Consider the following 20,239-nt stretch of genomic DNA (forward strand, 5'->3'; position numbering starts at 1 on the left):
TTTAAATTAATTAGTAGTAGGTTTAAACTGTTTGCTGTTCTTTTAAGAGTTCTGTAAGTACTTGTTTAAAAGTAGCTACTGGTTGTGCGCCAGTTACTGCACTTTTTCTATTAAAGACCATAGTTGGTACAGAATTAACACCTAAACTTTTCCAGTAATCTTGTTTGGTTCTTACTTCTTTTCTAGCATTTTCATTATCTAGCTTTGCCATTCCTTCATCTGCATTTAAACCAACAGCTAATAAGGCTTGTTTTAAAATATCTCTTTTAGAAACATCTTTACGTTCACTAAAAAAGGCAGTTGTTAAACACATTTTTAATTCTGTTTGTTTTCCAAAATCTTTAGCATACTCTAATAAAACATGCGCATCAAAAGTGTTTACCATACGCATTTCATCAAAATAATCGAAAGTAAAATCAAGCTCTTCCCCAGCTTCAGTCATCATTAATTTAGAATCTTTTTGTTGTTCTGGAGTAGATCCATATTTTTCTGTAATATGTTCATCTAAATTTTGACCATCAACAGGCATATTAGGGTTCAACTCAAATGGTTGCCATTCTATGTCTACTTTATCTTGAATACCAAGTTCTATAATTGCTTTTTCTAAACGCTTGTATCCAATGGTGCACCACGGACAAACAACATCAGAAACGATGTCTATTTTTAATTTTTGTGTCATAATTTTATATATAAGTTAGAAGTACGTTTGTAACTTCTTTTAAGTCGGTTTCTATAATTTCTGGTTTGGGCGCTAAAGGAAATAATTGCTGACCAGGTCTTGCTACAAAAGCAGCTCTAAAACCAGCATTCATTGCTCCATATACATCCCAACCATGTGCTGCAATTAACATGCATTCTTCTGGTTTTGCATTCATTTTTGATGCTCCCCATAAGTAAGTCTCTGTAAAAGGTTTAAACTTACCGGTTTCTTCTACACTTAACATTTTATCAAAATAATCTGTTAAGCCAGCATTTTTAAATTGATTTTTTAAACCTTCGGTAGATGAATTTGTAAAGGCAACTAATTTGTAACCCGCTTGTTTTAATTGAAGCAATGCTTCTTTTACCTCTGGGTGAGGAGGTAGGTTTTGCATAGCAGTTACAGTTACTTTGCGCGCGTTTTCTTCGGATAATTTAATTCCATTATTTGCCGCAACCATTTGCAACGCAGCAGCTCCAATATGCCCAAAAGGTTTATAATCTCTACTTGCAGATGTTACTAAAGAATATTGTAACATCGTTGTAAACCATAAAGGCAATAATTCTTCTTTTCCGCCTAAAGCGGCACCAACCTGTTTTTTCATTTTGGTAAGATCTAAAAGAGTTTCATTTACATCAAAAAAAAGTACTTTCGGTTTTATGTTACGGTTGTTTTTCATCTTTAAAAAGTAATCAATTCACTAATTTGAAGTTCTCCTTTTACATTGCTGTAGTTTTTTATGTCGGCAGCAAATACAGCTGCATGAGGGCCAAATGATTCTTGAAAAGAAGCAACATCATCAAATAATAAATGAGCGATTGCTACATAAGGAGCAGGTTCTCCTGGAACTCTACTTCCAACGCCTAAATCTAATTCTAAACCTTTTAAAGCACTACCAACGGCTTTAGAAATCATAGGTAAATGACTTGTTTTATAATATGCTACATCAAACTTTACATCTTTAGAGTTTGGGTACATTACAGATACTTTTATCATAATTATGTGTTTTTATAGGTGTTTTTTTATTCTGAAAGATTTGCTAAAACAATATTTTCTGAAAAGCTTTGGTAAGCACTTTCAAATTGTTTTGCCATTGCATCTGGAAATAAATGAAAGTCGCCAGATTTTAATGCTTTTACAATTCCTTCGGATATTTCTGTGGCAGATGCGCCTCCGTCAAAACCAGCAGCAGCACTCATATCTGTAGCAACAGGACCAGGATGTACACTTAAAACGAAAACGCCTTTTGCACCTAATTCTGTTCTTAAGCCTTGTGTTAAAGAGTAAGAAGCAGCTTTTGAAGCTGAATAGGTAGAAACCTGCTCGAAGTTTTTTAAAGAAGCAATAGAATTTAATTGTACTAAAGCGCCTTTTTTATCTTCTAATATTTTTGCAAAAGCATTGGCAACTCTTAATAAACCAAAAGCATTTACTTGCAACTGATTCATAAAATCGCTTTCTGCATCTTTACCAATTGTAGGGTAAGGGGTTCCTATACCTGCATTATTAACAACAATGTCTACATCATTTGCTTTTTGTGCCAATTCGTTAATAGAAGCTGTATTAGAAACATCCGCTTTTAGCGGAACTACTTTAGCTCCATATTTTTCTACTAATTCTTTTGTAGAGTTTACATCTCTTACGGCTAGATATACTTTTTTAGCACCATGATTTATAAAGGATTCTACAATTGCTTTTCCAATACCTCTGTTGGCACCAGTTACTAAAGCAATTTTATTTTCTATTGAAATACTCATGTATTGTAAAATTTAAAGTATTAAATATAAGATAAACCTTCCGTAAAAAAATACGAAAGGTTTATAGATGTTACTATGTAATTAAAAAATTACCTAATTATTTTTTTTCCCAAGCAAAAGCTTTAAAGGCAGCATCTACAGGTGTATTTGCAATATGGTTTGTGTAGTTACTAATTACTTTTTGAGACAAACCTAAAATAATTTCTAAAACTTGTTTCTCTTCGTAACCTGCTGCATAAAATGCATCTAAATCATCTTGAGTAACGTTACCACGATTACGAGTAATTGTTAAAGCCATTGTACGTAATGCTTCTAATTTTGCATCTTCTAAAGGAGTTTCGTTACGTAAAGCCTCTATAATTGCATCATCTACTTTCATCATTTTTGCAATTCCTGTGTGTGCAGGTACACAATAATGACATGAATGTTCTACGTTTATTGCTTGCCATACAACGGTTAACTCTTCATCGTTAAAAGAGGTATTTGTAAACAATTCATGTAATACTTGGTAAGCATCTAAAAGTTGAGGTGAAGCAGCTAAAACACCATGTAAACCAGGTATCATACCATATGCTTTTTGAGATTTTGCTAATAATGCTTTACTTTCTTCTGGTGCTGTTTCGCTGTTGTGAATTTTTAAAGTTGTCATAATTTTTGTTTTTATATTTATAATTTATGTTTAATTTAACTAAACAATCGTTTAGTTATCTGGTAAAAAAAAGTTTATATATTTATAAACGTCATTTCTATGTAATCTTCTATTTCTTTTGGAGTATTTACTCTAGTTGCTGCTGCTAAACCGTGCTTTGCTAATAATAAAAAGTTAGCTTGTTTTAGTACAGTAGCTTTATCTTTAGTGGTGTCTTTTTGTAATTTTTCTATAAATAAATCCTTAAGATTTACCATAAAAGAATTCATTTGTTCTTTTATTAATGCGTCTTCACTTTCAGAAAACTCATTATAAGTATTAGTTACTAAACATCCTTTTTGAGCACTTCCTTTATGATCAATGTAAACAGAATCGTAAAAGAATTGTTTAATATCTTCTACACCATTTTGTGCTTTCTTAAATTTCTCTAAAATTACATTAACCTTTACTTTATAACTTTTTAAGCTTTCTAAAAACAAGCCATGTTTGTTACCAAAACTAGCATATATAGAAAACTTATTAATACCCATTTCTTTTTCGAGCATTTGCATAGAAGTTGTCTGGTAGCCATTTCGCCAAAATAGGTTCATTGCTTTTTCAACTACTTCGTCTTCGTTGTATTGTTTCTTTCTTGCCATTATTTCTAATTACAATGCAAAACTAAACAATCGTTTAGTAATAAAAAAACAATTTGATGTTTTCTTTTAAGTTTTATGATAATATTAAGAAATAGAGAGGTGTTTAGGTGTTAAAAATTCCTGCATTCTTAGTCTTTAAAAATAGCGCTAACAAATAAGGTGACTTTTGCTTTCTTGTATAAATTAGTACTTTTTTTGTAGGTTGAGTAATGCTTATCCATTTATAGGAATATAGATTAGACTATAAAAGCATCTTGAATTAGTGGTAAAAAATGTTATTTTTGCCAAATGAATGATTTTTTTGAGAAAATTAAAGAGTTGCAAGACGAAAGCATTAGATCTAAGCACGAGCAACTAGTTAATGGAGTTATTAATGCTATTAACGAAAAAATTGTTAAAAAAGGCGACAAACTTCCTTCTATAAATAAAATGGTAAGCGAAATTGGTTTTGCTAGAAAAACAATTGTAAAGGCTTACGAAGATTTAAAAAATAGAGGTATTGTAGAATCTAAAAACTTTAAAGGGTATTATGTAGCCAACGTAAATACTAAATCTCAATTAAAGGTTGCTTTGTTATTGTTTGCTTTTCAATCTTTTCATGAAGACTTTTACAATACATTTAGAAAATCTTTAGGTAAAAATTATCAAATAGATATTTTCTTTCATCATAATAATGCAGCTATTTTTAAAAATATATTAGAGACTATAAATGGTAAATATGGTATGTATGTAATTGCACCAATACCAAGTAAAGAATCTACTGTTTTAATAGAAGAATTTCCTTCAGAAAAGACATTAATTGTAGATAGATTTATTGACATGCCAAGCGAGTATTCTTACATTTCTCAAGAATTTGAACTTTCTACATATCATAAGTTAGAGGAGATGCATAGTAGGATTTTAAAGTATGATAAAGTGGTTCTTTTTTATAGAGATGATTCGGATTATCCGGTAGGAATAAAAAAAGGATTTAATAAGTTTATTAAAGATTATAATATAAAAGGATCTGTACAGAAGACTTATAAACAAGGAAGTATTAAGTTAAATACATTGTATTTTTTTATTAGTGATTCTAACCTATGGCAAGTGCTAAAAGATTGCAAAGATTTAAATTATAAAGTTGGTAAAGACATTGGTATTTTAACCCATAATGATGCCGATTTTAAAGAAATTATTTTTGATGGAATTACAACTATTTCTGCAGATTTTAAACAGATGGCTCTAGAAGCAGCTAGTTTTGTAAAGCACAGAACTACGGTGCATAAAATTATTCCTTTTAATATAAAAAGAATAGATTCTCTATAGTTACTTGCTTATCTTTTAATTGATTATAATTTGTCTAATTCTTACCTAATAAGTAGTGTTCTTTTTTTAAATCCCGCGATAGCGGAAACCTAAAACACTTTTCTTCTAATGTTCTTTTGCCCAATCTGCATTGGGTAAAATTTATCTGTATACCTATTTTAAGAATTCTTAGCTTTCATAATTATATATAATTTTTTTAATTAGATTTAGTCTCGGCAATCCTTCCTTGTATTGTACTACCATTCATAAAAGTCACAATTTATGTTAATATAGTGTGTCTGTTATATTTATTATCAATAATATATTTTAAGCCTTATATTTTACGATAAACTCAGTTTACAACCTAAAAACTTGCGTATAAGAAATTTATACATATATTTGCAAGTAGCATAGGGTATCACAGTTTGTGTTTTTTATGAAAAAGTAGCAGTAAAAAATCATAAAAACAATTGACTTTAACGCAAAATTGTGTTTTAAATAACATTAACTTAAATTTTAATTTTATGAATGAAAAATTATTAAAAAAACTATTCTACACAGCCATATTTCTAGTTGGTTTTGTAGTAAATGCTCAAACTTCTTCTGTAAGTGGAGTTGTTACAGACGGAGAAGGTCCGCTTCCTGGGGTTAATATTATAATTAAAGGAACAACATTAGGGATTACTTCTGATTTTGATGGAAATTTTACTTTAGATAAAGTAAGTAAAGAAAATGTATTAGTATTTAGTTATTTAGGTTTTAAAACAAAAGAGGTAACTTTTACAGGTCAGAAAACTTTAAACGTTGCTATGGAAGAAGATGCAGCTTCTTTAGACGAAGTTGTAATTGTTGGTTACGGTACTTCTAGTAAAAGAGAAGCAACAAGTGCGGTTTCTACTATTAAAGGAAAAGATATTGTTAATACAGTTGCGGGTAACCCAACAAATGCATTGCAAGGTAAATTGTCTGGTATACAGGTAGAGGCACCAGGTGGGCAACCAGGAGGATCGCCAAACGTATTTATTAGAGGGGTTAACTCATTAAGTAATGCAAGTCCTTTATATATTGTAGATGGTTTATTTGTTACAAATATGGATTATGTAAACCCTGCAGATATAGAAGATATTTCTGTACTAAAGGATGCAGCAGCAGCAGCAATCTATGGTTCTAGAGCTGCAAATGGAGTTATATTGATTAAAACAAATCATGGTAGAAAGAATAGAGAATTAGAGGTTACTTTTTCTGCTAGAGTTGGTTTTGATACACCAAGTAAAAAGTTAGATTTTATTAATGGTGAACAATACACAGATTATTTAAACCAACGTTTTACAAATGAAGGTTCTGCAACGCAGGTTACTTACAATGGTGTAAATACAGATTGGCAAGAAGAGTCTTTAAAAGCAGGTCTTGTAGAAGACTATGGAATTTCTATTTCTGGTGGTGGAGAAAACTCTTCTTACTTTGGATCATTAAATTACTTTAATCAAGACGGAATTTTAATAGGTTCTGGTTTTAGAAGATTAAATGCAAGATTTAACAGTCAACATCAATTTAATAAATTAAAAATTACACATTCTTTAGGTTTAGCAGAAGGAAAATTACAAAACAATAACTGGTATGGTTTTGATGCTGTTACGGCACCAACAATTGCTTTATCTAACACAAATTTAGATGGTGGTTTTGATGGCCCAACAGAAGATATTCATGGTCCAGGAGGATTAAATCAATTTGGTTTGGCTTCTTTAGAAGACAATTTAGAAACAACAAGAACCTTGTTTACGAGTTTAAAATTAGATTATGAAATAAATGATGATTTTACTGCTTCTGTAAATTTTGGAGCAGATTATAGAACAAGACACAATTACCAATTTACACCAACTTTTTTAATGACAAATTCTGTTGCTAGTGGTAACAGTATAGATCCAGTAAGAAATGTGAATGAGTTAAATGATTTAACAAATTTTAATAGAGACAATATAAATTTATCTTTTGAACCTACTATTAACTATAATAAGACTTTTAATGATGTACATAAATTAGATGTTGTTTTAGGGCATACACGTTTTGTAGAATCGCAAAGCAGTAATGGTTTGTATGGAGAAAATACGGGTGATAATTTAATTAGAGTTTCAGAAAAATTAAACACACTTACACAAGCGTTAGGTAATGATTCTAAAGCTGTATTGTTGTCTTATTTTGGTAGAGTAAATTATGGTTATGATGGTAAATACTTGTTTTCTGCGACAATAAGAAGAGATGCATCATCTAGGTTTGCAAAAGCGAATAGAGTTGGTTATTTCCCTGCATTTTCTGGAGCATGGAATTTAAGTAGCGAAGAATTTTGGAAATCAGAAACAATTAATTTCTTTAAATTAAGAGCTTCTTATGGTGAGTTAGGTTCTTATCCAGATGCAGTGTACCCAACACAAGGTGTATATGGTAATAGTTCTGCAACAAGTTTTGGTGGTGGTCTTGCAAATGGTTTAGCACAAACAATTTTAGTTGATGAAAACTTAGTTTGGGAAACAACAAAAACATTTGATGTTGGTTTTGATATGTCTTTGTTTGATAGTAAAGTTAAAATTACTGCAGATTATTATTCTAAAAACGTAGAGGATGCAATTGTACCAATTAATGTACCATCTACAGCAGGAGTTAGTCAGGCAGTTATTAGAAACGCAGGGTCTTTAGTAAACAATGGTTTCGAATTTGATGTAGCTTACAATAAATCTGACGGAGATTTTACATACACAATTGGTACTAATTTTTCATTCAACCTTAAAAACCAAGCAAAAAATATTCCAGCAACAATTCAAGGACCTGCAATAGATGAAGATTTAAGAGTTGTTAATGAAACAAGAGAAAATGCACCAGTGGGCGCGTTTTATGGTTGGGTTGTAGAAGATAAAGTAGATCCATTAACAGGTAACTTTGTAAGAGTAGATACAAATGGAGATTCTATAGTTGATGAAAATGATATTACTCAAATAGGGGACCCTACACCAGATTTTACATACGGTCTTAACTTTAAAGCAAATTATAAAGAATTCGATTTTTCTTTAGCTTTTAATGGAGTACAAGGAAATGAAATTTACAATGTTGGTCGTTATTACAATATCTTATGGCAAGATGGTGGTAAATTATCGGAAGTTTTAAACGCTTGGACCCCAACAAACACAGATACTAATATTCCTGTAGCTACTGTAAATGATGCAGCGGGTAATAGAGCTCCTTCATCTTTCTTTGTAGAAGATGGTTCTTATTTTAGATTAAAAAACTTAGAAGTTGGTTATAATTTTAATACAGAATCTAATCCTGGTTTAGCTTGGGTAAAAGACTTAAGAGTTTCTTTTAATGTTCAAAATGTTTTTGTTTTAACAAAATATAGTGGTTATGATCCAGATGTAGCATCTGCTAACGGAGGGCGTTCTAATATCAATTCGGGAGTTCCTGGTGTAAGAAATTCAGTAAACCCACTTTTATCAAGAGGTTTAGATTTAAGAGCGTATCCAAATGCACGTACTTTTAGTGTTGGGTTAAAAGCAACTTTCTAATAAATAAAAAATAATAAAATGGAAAAACTAAATAAAACAAAATCATTTTTAAGTTTGGCTATAGTTGCAACAATTGTTTCTCTTATAGGTTGTTCTGAAGATATTTTGGATCAAAAAAACAATAATGCAATTTCTACAGGAAACTTTGGGGCAACCTTAGAACAGGTAGAATCTGCAGTAAACGGAGCTTTTCATCCAATAACGGGTACTTTTTTCTGGGGAAGAATAGCACATGCAGGTGCATTGTTACGTTCAGATGAGTTTAATATAATTCCGAATGGAGGTAACACAGTAATGTCTACTTTTCAGGGAGGACCAGGAAACGGACGATGGGCAACAGAGCCTTGGCAAGAATTGTACAAGTCTATTGCTAGGTGTAATAATATAATAATTAATACTCCAGATACATTTTCTAGTACAGATATTAATCCGTTATTAGGACAAGCATATTTTTTAAGAGCTTTCGATTATTGGTACTTAGTAAACCTTTATGGTAATGTGCCTTTAATTACAGATTTGCCAGATTTTGATAATCTATTAGTAGATCAAGCAGCTCCAGCAGATGTTTGGGCACAAATTATTGAAGATTTAAAAATGGCAGAAACAATGTTGCCCGCAACTTGGACAGGAGATAATACGGGTAGACCAACTTCTGGAGCAGCAACTGCTTTAAAAGGAAAAAGTTACCTATTTATGAAAGAATGGGAAAAAGCACATACTACTTTAAGTACTTTAGTAGGTAAGTATAGTTTATTACCTGCTTCAGAATTTGGAGATAATTTTGGTGTAAATAATGAAAACAATTCAGAGTCTGTTTTTGAATTACAATTTTTAGGGCAATCTAACTTTGTATGGGGTACAGATATTCCACAGACAGGTACAATGGGTAATTATCATATTGATTATGCACCGCCATCTAAATCGCCAGATTTTGGACATATTGTAAATCCTTGGTTAAAGAAATTGTACGAAGACAATGGAGATACCTTTAGAAGAAATGAAACTTTAGCGTATAATTATCCTGGAGCTACTGGTTACGGAGGTGTTGCTTATACTACAGATTTTGTAGATGATATTGCAGTAGCAAATGATAATAATGTAGAACCTATATTTTCTAAAAAATATACAGGTATGGATTTAGGTACAAGAGGAGAAGTAGATTTTCTTGGGACTAATGTTGGTAACAACTGGAGAATAATTAGATATTCTGATGTATTGTTAATGCTTGCAGAATCTTTAAATGAAGATGGCCAAACAGGTAATGCAATTATAAACCTTAACTTGGTAAGACAAAGACCTGGTTCTGGTTTAGCGCTTACAACGGCAATTTCTCAAGCAGATGTTAGACAAGCAATTATAGACGAAAGAGCTATGGAGCTTGCAGGAGAAGGACACCGTTTCTTTGACTTGGTTCGTTGGGGATTGGCAGAAGATTATTTAGGATCAACGTCTAAACACGTTACAAACGGATCGCAAACATATCACCCAAAATCTATAAGTGGCGGTACATTTCAGTCAGGAAAAAATGAACTTGTTTGGATTCCTATTTCAGAAAGAGGAACAAACCCAAACTTAAATCAAAATCTAGGGTATTAAGATTTTTTTGAATTCTGTTAATTGATTGGTAAAAGCCAAGCTTAAAAACTTGGCTTTTATTTTCTAAAAACCGCATTTATTTTGAAATTAAAACTACTTACTTCTTGCTTTGTCTTATTTCTTTTTTTAGGATGTTCTTCTAAAAAGGAAAAAAAGATGTTTACGTATATAAATTCTTCGGAATCTAATATTACGTTTAAAAATACCATTACAGAAAATGATACCTTAAATGTTGTCAATTTTCAATATGTATACAATGGTGGCGGTGTAGGTATTGGAGATTTTAATAATGATGGTTTATCAGATGTTGTTTTTACAGGAAACCAAGTATCATCAAAAATATACTTAAATCAAAAGGATTTAAAGTTTAAAGATATTTCTAAAGCAGCTGGTTTTGTTACCAATTCTTGGGTAACAGGTGTTGCTATTGTAGATATTAATGCAGATGGATGGGACGATATTTATTTAAGTGTTGCGGGTATAAATTGTAAGAATAATTGTAATAATCTTTTATTTGTTAATCAAAAATTAAACGAAAAAGGAATTCCAACTTTTAAAGAGCAAGCAGCAGCATATAATTTAAATGATGGTAATTACAGTCAGCAAGCTGTTTTTTTAGATTATGATTCAGACGGAGATTTAGATGTGTTTATAGCACATAATGGAAATGTAAAGTTTGATAAAAACTCTCCAGTTCCAAAACACTATATGCCTAAAAACTTAGCAGATTATTTATTAAGAAACGATAAAGTAGCAGGTGTAAATCACCCAGTTTTTACAAACGTTTCAGATACTTTAGGCATTACCTATAAAGGGTTTTCTTTAGGTGTAAACGTACAAGATCTTAACAATGATAACTTACCAGATATTTATGTTTCTAATGATTTTATTACAGAAGATTTAGTGTATTTAAATAAAGGAATAGATGCAAAAACAAAAAAACATTTAGGTTTTAAAGAAGCAAATAAACAGTTTTTTAATCACCTTACATACAATGCAATGGGTGTGGATATTGCAGATGTTAATAATGATGAATTACCAGATGTTATGGTGGTAGACATGTTGCCACAAAGTTACCAAAGGCAAAAAAGCATGTTGGGTTCTATGAATTATGATAAATATCTAATTTCTAAAAGAAACAATTATACGCCACAATTTATGCACAACACCTTACAACTCCATAATGGGTTTGTAAATGATTCTATTTTAAAATCGAGTGAAATTGGTAATTACGCAGGTATTTCTTCTACAGATTGGAGTTGGGCGCCAATTTTAGCAGATTTTGATAATGATGGCGATAAAGACATGTATATCACAAACGGATATGCAAAAGACATTACAGATTTAGATTTTATCAATTATTCTAATCAGAGTACATTATTTGGTACAGAAGAATCTAAAAGCAAGAAATTATCAGCTTTATTAGCTAAAACACCAAGTGTTTCTATTCCTAATTATTTTTATCAAAACAATACAAGCTTAAAATTTACAGATGTTAGTACAGATTGGGTTTCTAAAGAAAATTCTTTGTCAAACGGAGCAGCATATGCAGATTTTGATAATGATGGAGATTTAGATTTGGTTGTAAATAACTTAAACCAAGAAGCCTTTTTAATAAAAAATAATACCATAGAAAATTTTCCAAAAAGCAATTATTTAAAAATTGAGCTAAAAGGAAACAAAGAAAATAAAGACGCAATTGGTGCAAAAGTCACCCTTTGGTCTCACAATAAAGTACAACAGCAGTATCAATCTAAAACAAGAGGTTATTTATCATCAGTTGAGTCAAAAATACATTTTGGGTTAAAAGATAGTTTGGTAGATTCTGTACAAGTGATTTGGCCAAGTAAAAAAGTTTCAAAAATTTACAACGTTAAATCAAATTCTATTTTAAAGGTTGATATTTCTTCAGGGAAAAATCAAGTGATAAAAGAAGAAAAGATAAATAACCTTTTTATAGCAAAAGAAGATGTGTTTTCTTTTAAACACAAAGAAAACCAGGGACACGATTTTGTTTCTCAACATTTACTAATGCGTCAATTCTCTAAGTTAGGCCCTTGTATTGCTGCTGCAAATGTAGATAATAATATAGGTGATGAATTATTTGTTGGTAGTAGCAAAGGACAAGCGTCTACCATTTGGAAACAAAACAAACAAGGTGTTTTTGAAATTCAGCAAGAGTTAGATTCAGATTTTGAAGATACAAATGCTGTTTTTGTTGATGTAGATAATGACAAGGATTTAGATTTATATGTTGCCAGTGGAGGATCTGAATTTTCTAAAGGATCTAAGTTTCTGCAAGACAGAATTTATATTAATGATGGTAAAGGGCATTTTACAAGAAAAGAAAACGGATTACCAAATACACTAGAAATTAGCTCTTGTGTAAAACCTTTCGATTTTGATAAAGATGGAGATGTAGACTTTTTTGTTGGTAGTAGAATGATAAAGGGAAGCTATCCATTAGCACCTAAAAGTCAGTTGATATTAAATGATAATGGTGTCTTTACTGATACAATTAATAAAGATCTACAAAGTTTAGGAATGATTACGGATGCCGTTTGGGCGGATATAAATAAAGATGGTTGGTTCGATTTAGTGGTGGTTGGAGATTGGATGCCCATTACTGTTTTTATCAATAAAAAAGGGAAATTAGAAAAATCTACTTCTAATTGGTTAAATACTTTAGATGAAAATATCGATACTTCTGGTTGGTGGAATACCATAAAATATGGTGATTTTGACAATGATGGAGATATCGATTTTATAGTAGGGAACCAAGGAGAAAATGGTTTTGTAAATCCGAAGAAAAACAAGCCTGTTTACATCTACAAACAAGATTTTGACGGAAACGGAAGTGTAGATCCAATAATGGCACAATATTTTAACGATCCTAAAAGGAGTGAAGATTTATTGCCAGTGCATACCAGAGATGATGTAATGAAACAGCTTGTAAAATTAAAGGACACCTATGTTTCTTATAAAGATTTTTCAAATACCACCTTTAACCAATTATTAAATATAAAAGATCTTGAGAAAGAGACTTTAAAAGCGGCTATTTTTTCTAGTTGTTATATAGAAAATTTAGGTCAGAATTCTTTTAAAGTACACAAATTACCAACTATTTGCCAAACAGCACCTATAAATGATATTTTGGTAAAAGATTTTAATAACGATGGTTTTTTAGATGCCTTGCTAGTAGGTAATGATAAAAATACTGAAACTATTTATGGACATTCAGATGCTTTAACGGGTGTCTTTTTAGAAGGAAGTAAAACAGGTTTTATTGCTAAGAAATCAAATGAATCTGGGGTTTATGTACCAGAACAATCAAATCATATTGTAGAAATACAGACTATAAATAAAGAGAAATTAATTATTGCAACACAGAACAACGAGAAAGCTAAAACGTTTAAAATCAATTTAGAACAATAAGATGATTAAAGAAAATTATACAATTTCAGAAAAGGACATTACAATAGTTGGAGGTTCAGAGAACTTTTCATCAAACTTAAAAGTAGTATCAAACGAAAATAATATTACCATTTTCGATATAAATATAACCGGAGAAAAAGCAGAGATACCAGCGCCCATTACCATAAAATGGAAAATACCTGCACATAATGTAAAAGGAGTGTGGAAACCAACCACCGATTTTGCAAAGAGAATTCAGGCAGATTGGGAATTAGACCACATGGAATCTCGTATTTCTATTGATGCGCCAATAATAAATCTTTTTGGGCATGATGATAGCAATCGGTTAACTTTTGCATGTTCTAACGCCATTAATAAGTTAGAGTTAAATGCAAGATATAGAGAAGAAGATGATTATTTCTATTGCTTTATCAACCTATTTACAGAAACAAATTATGAAGTAAAAGACTTTAATATTCAATTAAGAATAGATACTAGAAATGTTCATTTTTCAGAAACGCTTAAAGATGTTTCTAAATGGTGGGAATCTTTTGACAACTTACAACCAACCTCTGTACCAGAAAGTGCATTAGTGCCTTTGTATTCTACTTGGTATAATTTTCATCAAAATTTAGATGAAGATAAGTTAGAAGAAGAATGTAAACTGGCTTATGATTTAGGGTATAAAGCCATTATTGTAGATGACGGTTGGCAAACAAAAGATGATAATAGAGGTTATGATTATACAGGAGATTGGGAACCAGACAGACTAGATAAGACAAAAGAATTTGTAGCTAAAATTCATAAAATAGGTATGAAAGTTGGTTTTTGGTATTCGGTTCCTTTTTGCGGACATAAATCAAAAGCTTTCAAGCGTTTTAAAGGAAAATTCTTAACGGAAAACCATAGATGGGCACCCGTTTTTGATCCAAGATATCCAGATGTGAGAGCATATTTAATCAATATTTATAAATCTGCTTTAATAGAGTGGGATTTAGATGGTTTTAAACTTGATTTTATTGATGATTTTAAACATTATCCAGAGACAAAAGAGAAGACACCAGAAATGGATTATCATTCTATAAATGAAGCTGTAGATCGTTTGTTAACGGATGTTATTACAACTTTAAAGGCAATTAAGTCGGATGTTTTTATAGAGTTTAGACAAAAATACGTAGGTCCTGCAATGCGTAAATATGGTAATATGTTTAGAGCTTTCGATTGTCCTGGAGATGCTACGATGAACAGAATAAGAATTGCAGATATTAAAATGTTAGCAGGTAATACGGCTGTACATTCAGATATGATTACTTGGCATAAAGAAGAAACTGTAGAGGTTGCTGCTTTGCAATTGGTAAATACGTTGTTTGGTGTACCGCAAATTTCAATTTTATTAAAAGAAGCACCCCAAAGTCATTTAAGAATGATTAAATTCTACACCAATTATTGGAATGAAAATAAGGTGTTATTTACAGAAGGGAATTTTACCCCTTTTAATCCTTTGTTAAACTATCCGCAGAAACAAATTATAAATGCTGATAAAATGATTTTGGGTATTTACGACAACTACGTTTCAGAAATAAATGAGCAAGTAGAAAACTTAGATATCTTAAATGCAAAATTGAGTGAAACAATTATTCTTAAATCAAAATTTGATTTAGGAGAATTTACAGCAACAATTTTTAATTGTGAAGGGGAAGTGGTAAAAACAACAGTTTTTAAATTAAATAAAGGAATTTCTAGTTTAGAAGCTCCTGCTTGTGGATTGATTCAATTAACTAAAAAAATATAAAAAAATGGATATACTTTCTATTGCTTCGTTTTTAGGTTTTACCTTATTGGTAGCCTTTATTGCTTGGTATGCAACTCGTAAAACAGACGAAAAATCTGCAGATGGTTATTATTTAGGCGGTAGAAGTTTAGGGGCAATAACCATTGCAGGCTCCTTATTATTAACCAATCTTTCGGCAGAACAAATTGTTGGTTTAAACGGACAATCTTTTGCGCAAGGAGTTTTAGTAATGGCGTGGGAAACCTTAGCAGCTATTTCTATGATTGTAACAGCCATTTATTTATTACCAAAATACATGCGCTCTGGTATAACTACAATTCCACAATTTGTACAGGAACGTTTTGATGGACAAACAAAATCAATTTTATCAATTCTATTTTTGGTAGCTTTTGGTGTTGTATTGTTACCAACCATTTTATACTCTGGTTCTTTGGCTTTTAGTACCATGTTCGATTTACCAGAAACATTGGGCATATCGCAAGCTAGCGTTATTTGGGTTTGTGTTTTATCTATTGGAATTATTGGTTCTATTTATGCCATTTTTGGAGGTTTAAAAGCGGTTGCAGTTTCCGATTTAGTAAACGCAATCGGGTTGTTAATAGGTGGACTTTTAATTCCTGTTTTTGGTTTAATGCTTATTGGTGATGGAAGTATTTCTGATGGATTTACAGAATTATGGACTCAGAACCCAGAGAAGTTTAATGCAAAAGGAGAGATTGATTCTTTTATTCCTTTTAGTACCATTTTTACAGGAATGATGATTGCGCAGATGTATTATTGGGGAACCAATCAATCTATTTTACAACGTGTTTTTGGCGCTAAAAGTTTAGCAGAAGGACAAAAAGGAATGATTTTAGCAGGTTTTGTAAAGTTTTTAATTCCAATTATTGTAGTACTTCCAGGTATTATTGCGTGGCATATTTTTGGTAGTGACTTGGCAAATCCAGATCAAGCATATCCTGCTTTGGTTAAAAAAGTATTGCCAGCAGCATTTTTAGGATTCTTTGCAGCCGTTTTATTTGGAGCCGTTTTAAGTTCATTTAATAGCTTGTTAAATAGTAGTTCTACATTATTTGGAGTCGATTTATACCGTCAATACTTTAATAAAAATGCTTCTGAATTAAAAATGGTAAAAGCTGGGAAATTCTTTGGTCTTTTATTAGCAATTATTTCTATGAGTATTGCACCCTTTATAGCAAATGCACCAGACGGATTATTCTCTTACATACAGGAATCTTTAGGAAGTTTAAGTGTGCCTATTTTGGCTGTTGTAGCGGTTGGTATGGCAACTAAAAAAGTACCAGCGTTGGCTGCAAAAATTGTATTAACTATTGGTGTATTAATGTATTTAATAAGTCAGTTTGTATTGAGTCCTCATTTTATAGATGCCGCTTTATCAGAAGCCGCCATAAATGGTATTACAAATGCAAAAGAGTTAAGTATTATTAAGGCAAAAGCCTATCCGCATTTCTTGCATATTATGGGAATTCTGTTTGTAATTAATGTTGCGTTTATGCTTATTATGGGAAAATTATACCCTAGTAAAAAAGTGTACACACCAAAAATTACAAAAGAAATAGATATTACTCCTTGGAAATATGCAAAAGTTATAGGCGTTGCAATTACAATTTTAGTATTAAGTACTTACTTAATTTTTTAGAAAATAACATAAGATTTTTATAATCATGGGAAAAAAATATATAGTTGCTTTCGATCAAGGAACAACAAGCACCAGAACCATCATTTTTGATCATCAAGGAGAAATAGTAGCAATTTCTCAGAAAGAATTAAAACAACATTATCCGCAATCTGGTTGGGTAGAGCATAATGCAGAAGATATTTATAACGATCAATTAGAAACTTTTTATAAAGTATTAAAAGATTCTAAAATTAATCCACAAGAAATTGTTTCAATTGGTATTACAAATCAACGAGAAACTACGGTTGTCTGGGATCGTAAAACAGGTAAACCAATACATAATGCTATTGTTTGGTTAGACAAACGAACATCTGAAATTTGTGAAGATTTAAAGCACAAAGGACTTACAGATTACGTAAAAGAAAATACAGGTTTGGTTATTGATGCCTATTTTTCTGGAACAAAATTAAAATGGATTTTAGACAATGTTGACGGAGCAAGAGAAAAAGCAAATGCAGGCGAATTGTGTTTTGGTACCATAGATAGTTGGTTAATTTATAAATTTACCAATGGCGAGAAACATGTAACAGACCATACAAACGCTTCGAGAACGTTAATTTATAATATTAAGGAATTAAAATGGGATGAAACCCTTCTAAAAGCATTAGACATTCCTAAAAGTGTATTGCCAAGTGTACAACAATCGTCATCAGACTTTGGGTCGGTAACGTATAAAGATATTAAAATTCCTATTTACGGAGTTGCAGGAGACCAACAAGCATCGTTGTTTGGACAAGGAGGTTTTAAATCTGGTATCGCTAAAAACACTTACGGAACTGGTTGTTTTATGCTGTTGAATATAGGTAAAGAGCAAGTGGTTTCTCATAATGGCTTATTAACTACACTTACCTGTAGTTTAGAAAACGAGCCTGTAAATTATGCATTAGAAGGAAGCATTTTTGTAGGAGGTGCTTCTATACAATGGTTACGAGATAGCATGCAACTTATTGAAAAAGCATCCGATACAGAAGAAATTTGTAAAAGTATTCCGCCTTTAAAAGACATTTATGTGGTTCCTGCTTTCGCAGGATTAGGAGCACCTTATTGGGATGCTAAAGCAAAAGGAAGTATTTACGGCATGACGTTAGATACGGGTAGAAAAGAAATTATAAAAGCAACAGTAGAGGCATTAGCATACCAAACAAAAGATGTGATTGATGCGATGATTCAAGATTCTGGTAAAGAAATGAGAACCTTAAAAGTAGATGGAGGCGCAAGTGCCAACAATTACTTAATGCAGTTTCAATCAGATCTTTTAAATGTTGATGTAGACAGGCCAGAAATGATTGAAGTTACTGCTTTTGGTGCTGCATTATTAGCAGGTATTAAAGCTGGGTTTTGGGTGAAAGAAAATATTGAAGATTTAAGAAAAGTAGAAACTGTTTTTAAACCTGAAATGAAACCAAAAGTAAGGAATAAAAAATACAAAGGTTGGTTAAATGCAATTGATAAAACAAAAACAACTAGTACGAAGGTTAAGAACAAACCGCTTCGTTTTTCAATTTTAGATAGAAGTAAACAGTTAAAAAAAATAACCTCTAAAAAGTTCGATATTATTGTAATTGGTGGAGGTGTTACAGGGGCAGGAATCGCTTTAGATGCTTCGTCGAGAGGGTTGAGTGTTTGTGTAATTGAGAAAAATGATTTTGCTTCGGGTACCAGTAATAAATCAACAAAACTAATTCACGGAGGGTTAAGGTATTTAAAACAATTAGAAATTGGGTTGGTAAGAGAATCTGGTTCCGAAAGAGCAATTGTACATAAATTAGCACCTCATTTGGTTTTACCAGAAAAAATGCTGTTACCTTTAATTGAAGGAGGAACTTATGGTAAAATGATGACTTCTATTGGTTTAAAAGTTTATGATATGTTGGCCAATGTTGGTGGAGATGATAAACGTAGAATGCTAAACAAAGAAGATACTTTTAAGAAAGAACCTTTGTTAGATGATAGTACCGTTTTAGGAAGTGGTTTTTATGCAGAATACAGAACAGATGATGCAAGATTAACAATTGAGTTACTTAAAAAAGCATCAGAATTTGGAGCGACTGTTATTAATTATTGTGAAATGGAATCGATCATTTATGATAACAATAATAAAATTGAAAGCCTAAATTGTATCGATCATAACACGGGTAAGAAAATAAATTTAACGGCAAGAAATTATGTATCTGCTGCGGGCCCTTGGGTAGATAAAATTAGAAAGAAAGATAATTCTATCAATCATAAGTACTTACATTTAACCAAAGGTGTACATATTGTTTTTCCTAATAAAAAATTACCGGTGCAGCAATCTGTGTATTTTGATGTAGAAGATGGTAGAATGATTTTTGCAATTCCAAGAGGAAGATGTACTTATGTTGGTACCACAGATACTAATTATAATGGAGACTTAAATAGAGTAGTGGCAACAAAAGAAGATGTAGCGTATTTAATAAAAGCAGCAAATAATACGTTTCCAACAGTAAATTTAACCATTGATGATGTAGAATCTAATTGGGCAGGTTTACGACCTTTAATTCATGAAGAGTCGAAAGATCCATCAGAATTATCTAGAAAAGATGAGATTTTTGTTTCAGACAGCGGTTTAATTTCTATTGCTGGTGGTAAGTTAACGGGCTATAGAAAAATGGCGCACAGAGTTATTGATGTCATTTTAAAAACGCTTCCAAAGAAAAGAAAAAAGAGATTAAAAAAAACAGATACAGAACATATTTCTTTGGTAACGCCAACGTTACATTCTTCTTATGAAGTAGAACTTTATCAAGAAGAAGTAGAAAATGATTTGTTAAAGAAAGGTGTTTCAGATCCGTATCATGCTTGGTATTTAACAACTACTTTTGGTAAAAAGGCAGATTTAATTGTTGCTAAAATGGATTTCTTTATAAACGGAACTCCTTTAGAAAACTTAATTAGAGCAGAACTTTGGTATTGTATAAACTATGAAATGACCAATAGTTTAGCAGATTTCTTTGTACGAAGAACAGGAAGATTGTATTTTAACATACCAAGTATTGCTGTCTATTTTGATATTGTTTTAAAAGATTTTATAAAATATTTAGACTGGGACGATAAAAGAATCCTTTTAGAGAAAGAGAAAATGGAATTGTTGTTAACGGATGCTACAACCTATTATTCAGAAGAGTTTAAATAATT

Annotated in this window: 13 protein-coding genes; 7 read left to right on the top strand and 6 right to left on the bottom strand. The window is 31.3% G+C overall.

The features are described 5' to 3' along the window. Positions 1–22: 22 nt before the first annotated feature. The 6 genes from GQS58_RS08160 to GQS58_RS08185 form a co-directional block, all read right to left on the bottom strand. Complete coding sequence (locus tag GQS58_RS08160) at positions 23–679, bottom strand: DsbA family protein (protein ID WP_166384710.1); 657 nt, start codon at positions 677–679, stop codon at positions 23–25. Positions 680–683: 4 nt separating this feature from the next. Continuing rightward, positions 684–1,379 carry a haloacid dehalogenase type II gene (locus tag GQS58_RS08165; protein WP_166384712.1) on the bottom strand — a complete coding sequence of 232 codons (696 nt, stop codon included), beginning with the start codon at positions 1,377–1,379 and terminating at the stop codon, positions 684–686. A gap of 2 nt (positions 1,380–1,381) precedes the next feature. Further along, a complete protein-coding gene (locus GQS58_RS08170; RefSeq protein WP_166384714.1) occupies positions 1,382–1,696 on the bottom strand; it encodes an EthD family reductase in 315 nt (104 codons plus the stop codon). 26 nt (positions 1,697–1,722) lie between these two features. After that, positions 1,723–2,457, bottom strand: a complete 735-nt coding sequence (locus tag GQS58_RS08175) for an SDR family oxidoreductase (RefSeq protein ID WP_166384716.1) — start codon at positions 2,455–2,457, stop codon at positions 1,723–1,725. Between the two features lie 97 nt (positions 2,458–2,554). Beyond that, positions 2,555–3,106, bottom strand: coding sequence for a carboxymuconolactone decarboxylase family protein (locus GQS58_RS08180; protein ID WP_166384718.1), 552 nt, complete (start codon positions 3,104–3,106; stop codon positions 2,555–2,557). Between the two features lie 74 nt (positions 3,107–3,180). After that, positions 3,181–3,744 (bottom strand): TetR/AcrR family transcriptional regulator, encoded by a 564-nt coding sequence (locus GQS58_RS08185; RefSeq protein WP_166384720.1) that lies wholly within the window; start codon positions 3,742–3,744, stop codon positions 3,181–3,183. 288 nt (positions 3,745–4,032) lie between these two features. Between GQS58_RS08185 and GQS58_RS08190 the strand changes: the two genes are divergently transcribed. The 7 genes from GQS58_RS08190 (at position 4,033) to glpK (ending at position 20,237) form a co-directional block, all read left to right on the top strand. Then, positions 4,033–5,049: a winged helix-turn-helix domain-containing protein gene (locus GQS58_RS08190; RefSeq protein WP_166384722.1), complete on the top strand. Its 1,017-nt coding sequence runs from the start codon at positions 4,033–4,035 to the stop codon at positions 5,047–5,049. Between the two features lie 503 nt (positions 5,050–5,552). Further along, entirely contained in the window at positions 5,553–8,582 is a 3,030-nt protein-coding gene (locus tag GQS58_RS08195; protein WP_166384724.1) for a SusC/RagA family TonB-linked outer membrane protein, read from the top strand. A gap of 18 nt (positions 8,583–8,600) precedes the next feature. Beyond that, positions 8,601–10,178: a RagB/SusD family nutrient uptake outer membrane protein gene (locus GQS58_RS08200; RefSeq protein WP_166384726.1), complete on the top strand. Its 1,578-nt coding sequence runs from the start codon at positions 8,601–8,603 to the stop codon at positions 10,176–10,178. A 156-nt stretch (positions 10,179–10,334) separates the two neighbouring features. After that, a complete protein-coding gene (locus tag GQS58_RS08205; RefSeq protein WP_166384727.1) occupies positions 10,335–13,613 on the top strand; it encodes a VCBS repeat-containing protein in 3,279 nt (1,092 codons plus the stop codon). A gap of 1 nt (position 13,614) precedes the next feature. Beyond that, complete coding sequence (locus tag GQS58_RS08210; protein WP_166384729.1) at positions 13,615–15,384, top strand: glycoside hydrolase family 36 protein; 1,770 nt, start codon at positions 13,615–13,617, stop codon at positions 15,382–15,384. A 4-nt stretch (positions 15,385–15,388) separates the two neighbouring features. After that, the gene (locus GQS58_RS08215) at positions 15,389–17,044 is read left to right on the top strand and encodes a solute:sodium symporter family transporter (protein WP_166384731.1); all 1,656 of its coding nucleotides are present in this window, start codon (positions 15,389–15,391) and stop codon (positions 17,042–17,044) included. A 25-nt stretch (positions 17,045–17,069) separates the two neighbouring features. Continuing rightward, positions 17,070–20,237 carry a glycerol kinase GlpK gene (gene glpK / locus GQS58_RS08220; protein WP_166384733.1) on the top strand — a complete coding sequence of 1,056 codons (3,168 nt, stop codon included), beginning with the start codon at positions 17,070–17,072 and terminating at the stop codon, positions 20,235–20,237. The last annotated feature ends 2 nt before the right edge of the window (positions 20,238–20,239 follow it).

Source organism: Polaribacter sp. 11A2H (genome assembly GCF_011379025.1).
GTDB lineage: Bacteria > Bacteroidota > Bacteroidia > Flavobacteriales > Flavobacteriaceae > Polaribacter.

Bases quoted from the DNA above. Each gene is read 5' to 3' on its own strand.
- GQS58_RS08160 (WP_166384710.1), bottom strand. From the start codon at position 679: ATGACACAAAAATTAAAAATAGACATCGTTTCTGATGTTGTTTGTCCG.
- GQS58_RS08165 (WP_166384712.1), bottom strand. From the start codon at position 1,379: ATGAAAAACAACCGTAACATAAAACCGAAAGTACTTTTTTTTGATGTA.
- GQS58_RS08170 (WP_166384714.1), bottom strand. From the start codon at position 1,696: ATGATAAAAGTATCTGTAATGTACCCAAACTCTAAAGATGTAAAGTTT.
- GQS58_RS08175 (WP_166384716.1), bottom strand. From the start codon at position 2,457: ATGAGTATTTCAATAGAAAATAAAATTGCTTTAGTAACTGGTGCCAAC.
- GQS58_RS08180 (WP_166384718.1), bottom strand. From the start codon at position 3,106: ATGACAACTTTAAAAATTCACAACAGCGAAACAGCACCAGAAGAAAGT.
- GQS58_RS08185 (WP_166384720.1), bottom strand. From the start codon at position 3,744: ATGGCAAGAAAGAAACAATACAACGAAGACGAAGTAGTTGAAAAAGCA.
- GQS58_RS08190 (WP_166384722.1), top strand. From the start codon at position 4,033: ATGAATGATTTTTTTGAGAAAATTAAAGAGTTGCAAGACGAAAGCATT.
- GQS58_RS08195 (WP_166384724.1), top strand. From the start codon at position 5,553: ATGAATGAAAAATTATTAAAAAAACTATTCTACACAGCCATATTTCTA.
- GQS58_RS08200 (WP_166384726.1), top strand. From the start codon at position 8,601: ATGGAAAAACTAAATAAAACAAAATCATTTTTAAGTTTGGCTATAGTT.
- GQS58_RS08205 (WP_166384727.1), top strand. From the start codon at position 10,335: ATGTTTACGTATATAAATTCTTCGGAATCTAATATTACGTTTAAAAAT.
- GQS58_RS08210 (WP_166384729.1), top strand. From the start codon at position 13,615: ATGATTAAAGAAAATTATACAATTTCAGAAAAGGACATTACAATAGTT.
- GQS58_RS08215 (WP_166384731.1), top strand. From the start codon at position 15,389: ATGGATATACTTTCTATTGCTTCGTTTTTAGGTTTTACCTTATTGGTA.
- glpK (WP_166384733.1), top strand. From the start codon at position 17,070: ATGGGAAAAAAATATATAGTTGCTTTCGATCAAGGAACAACAAGCACC.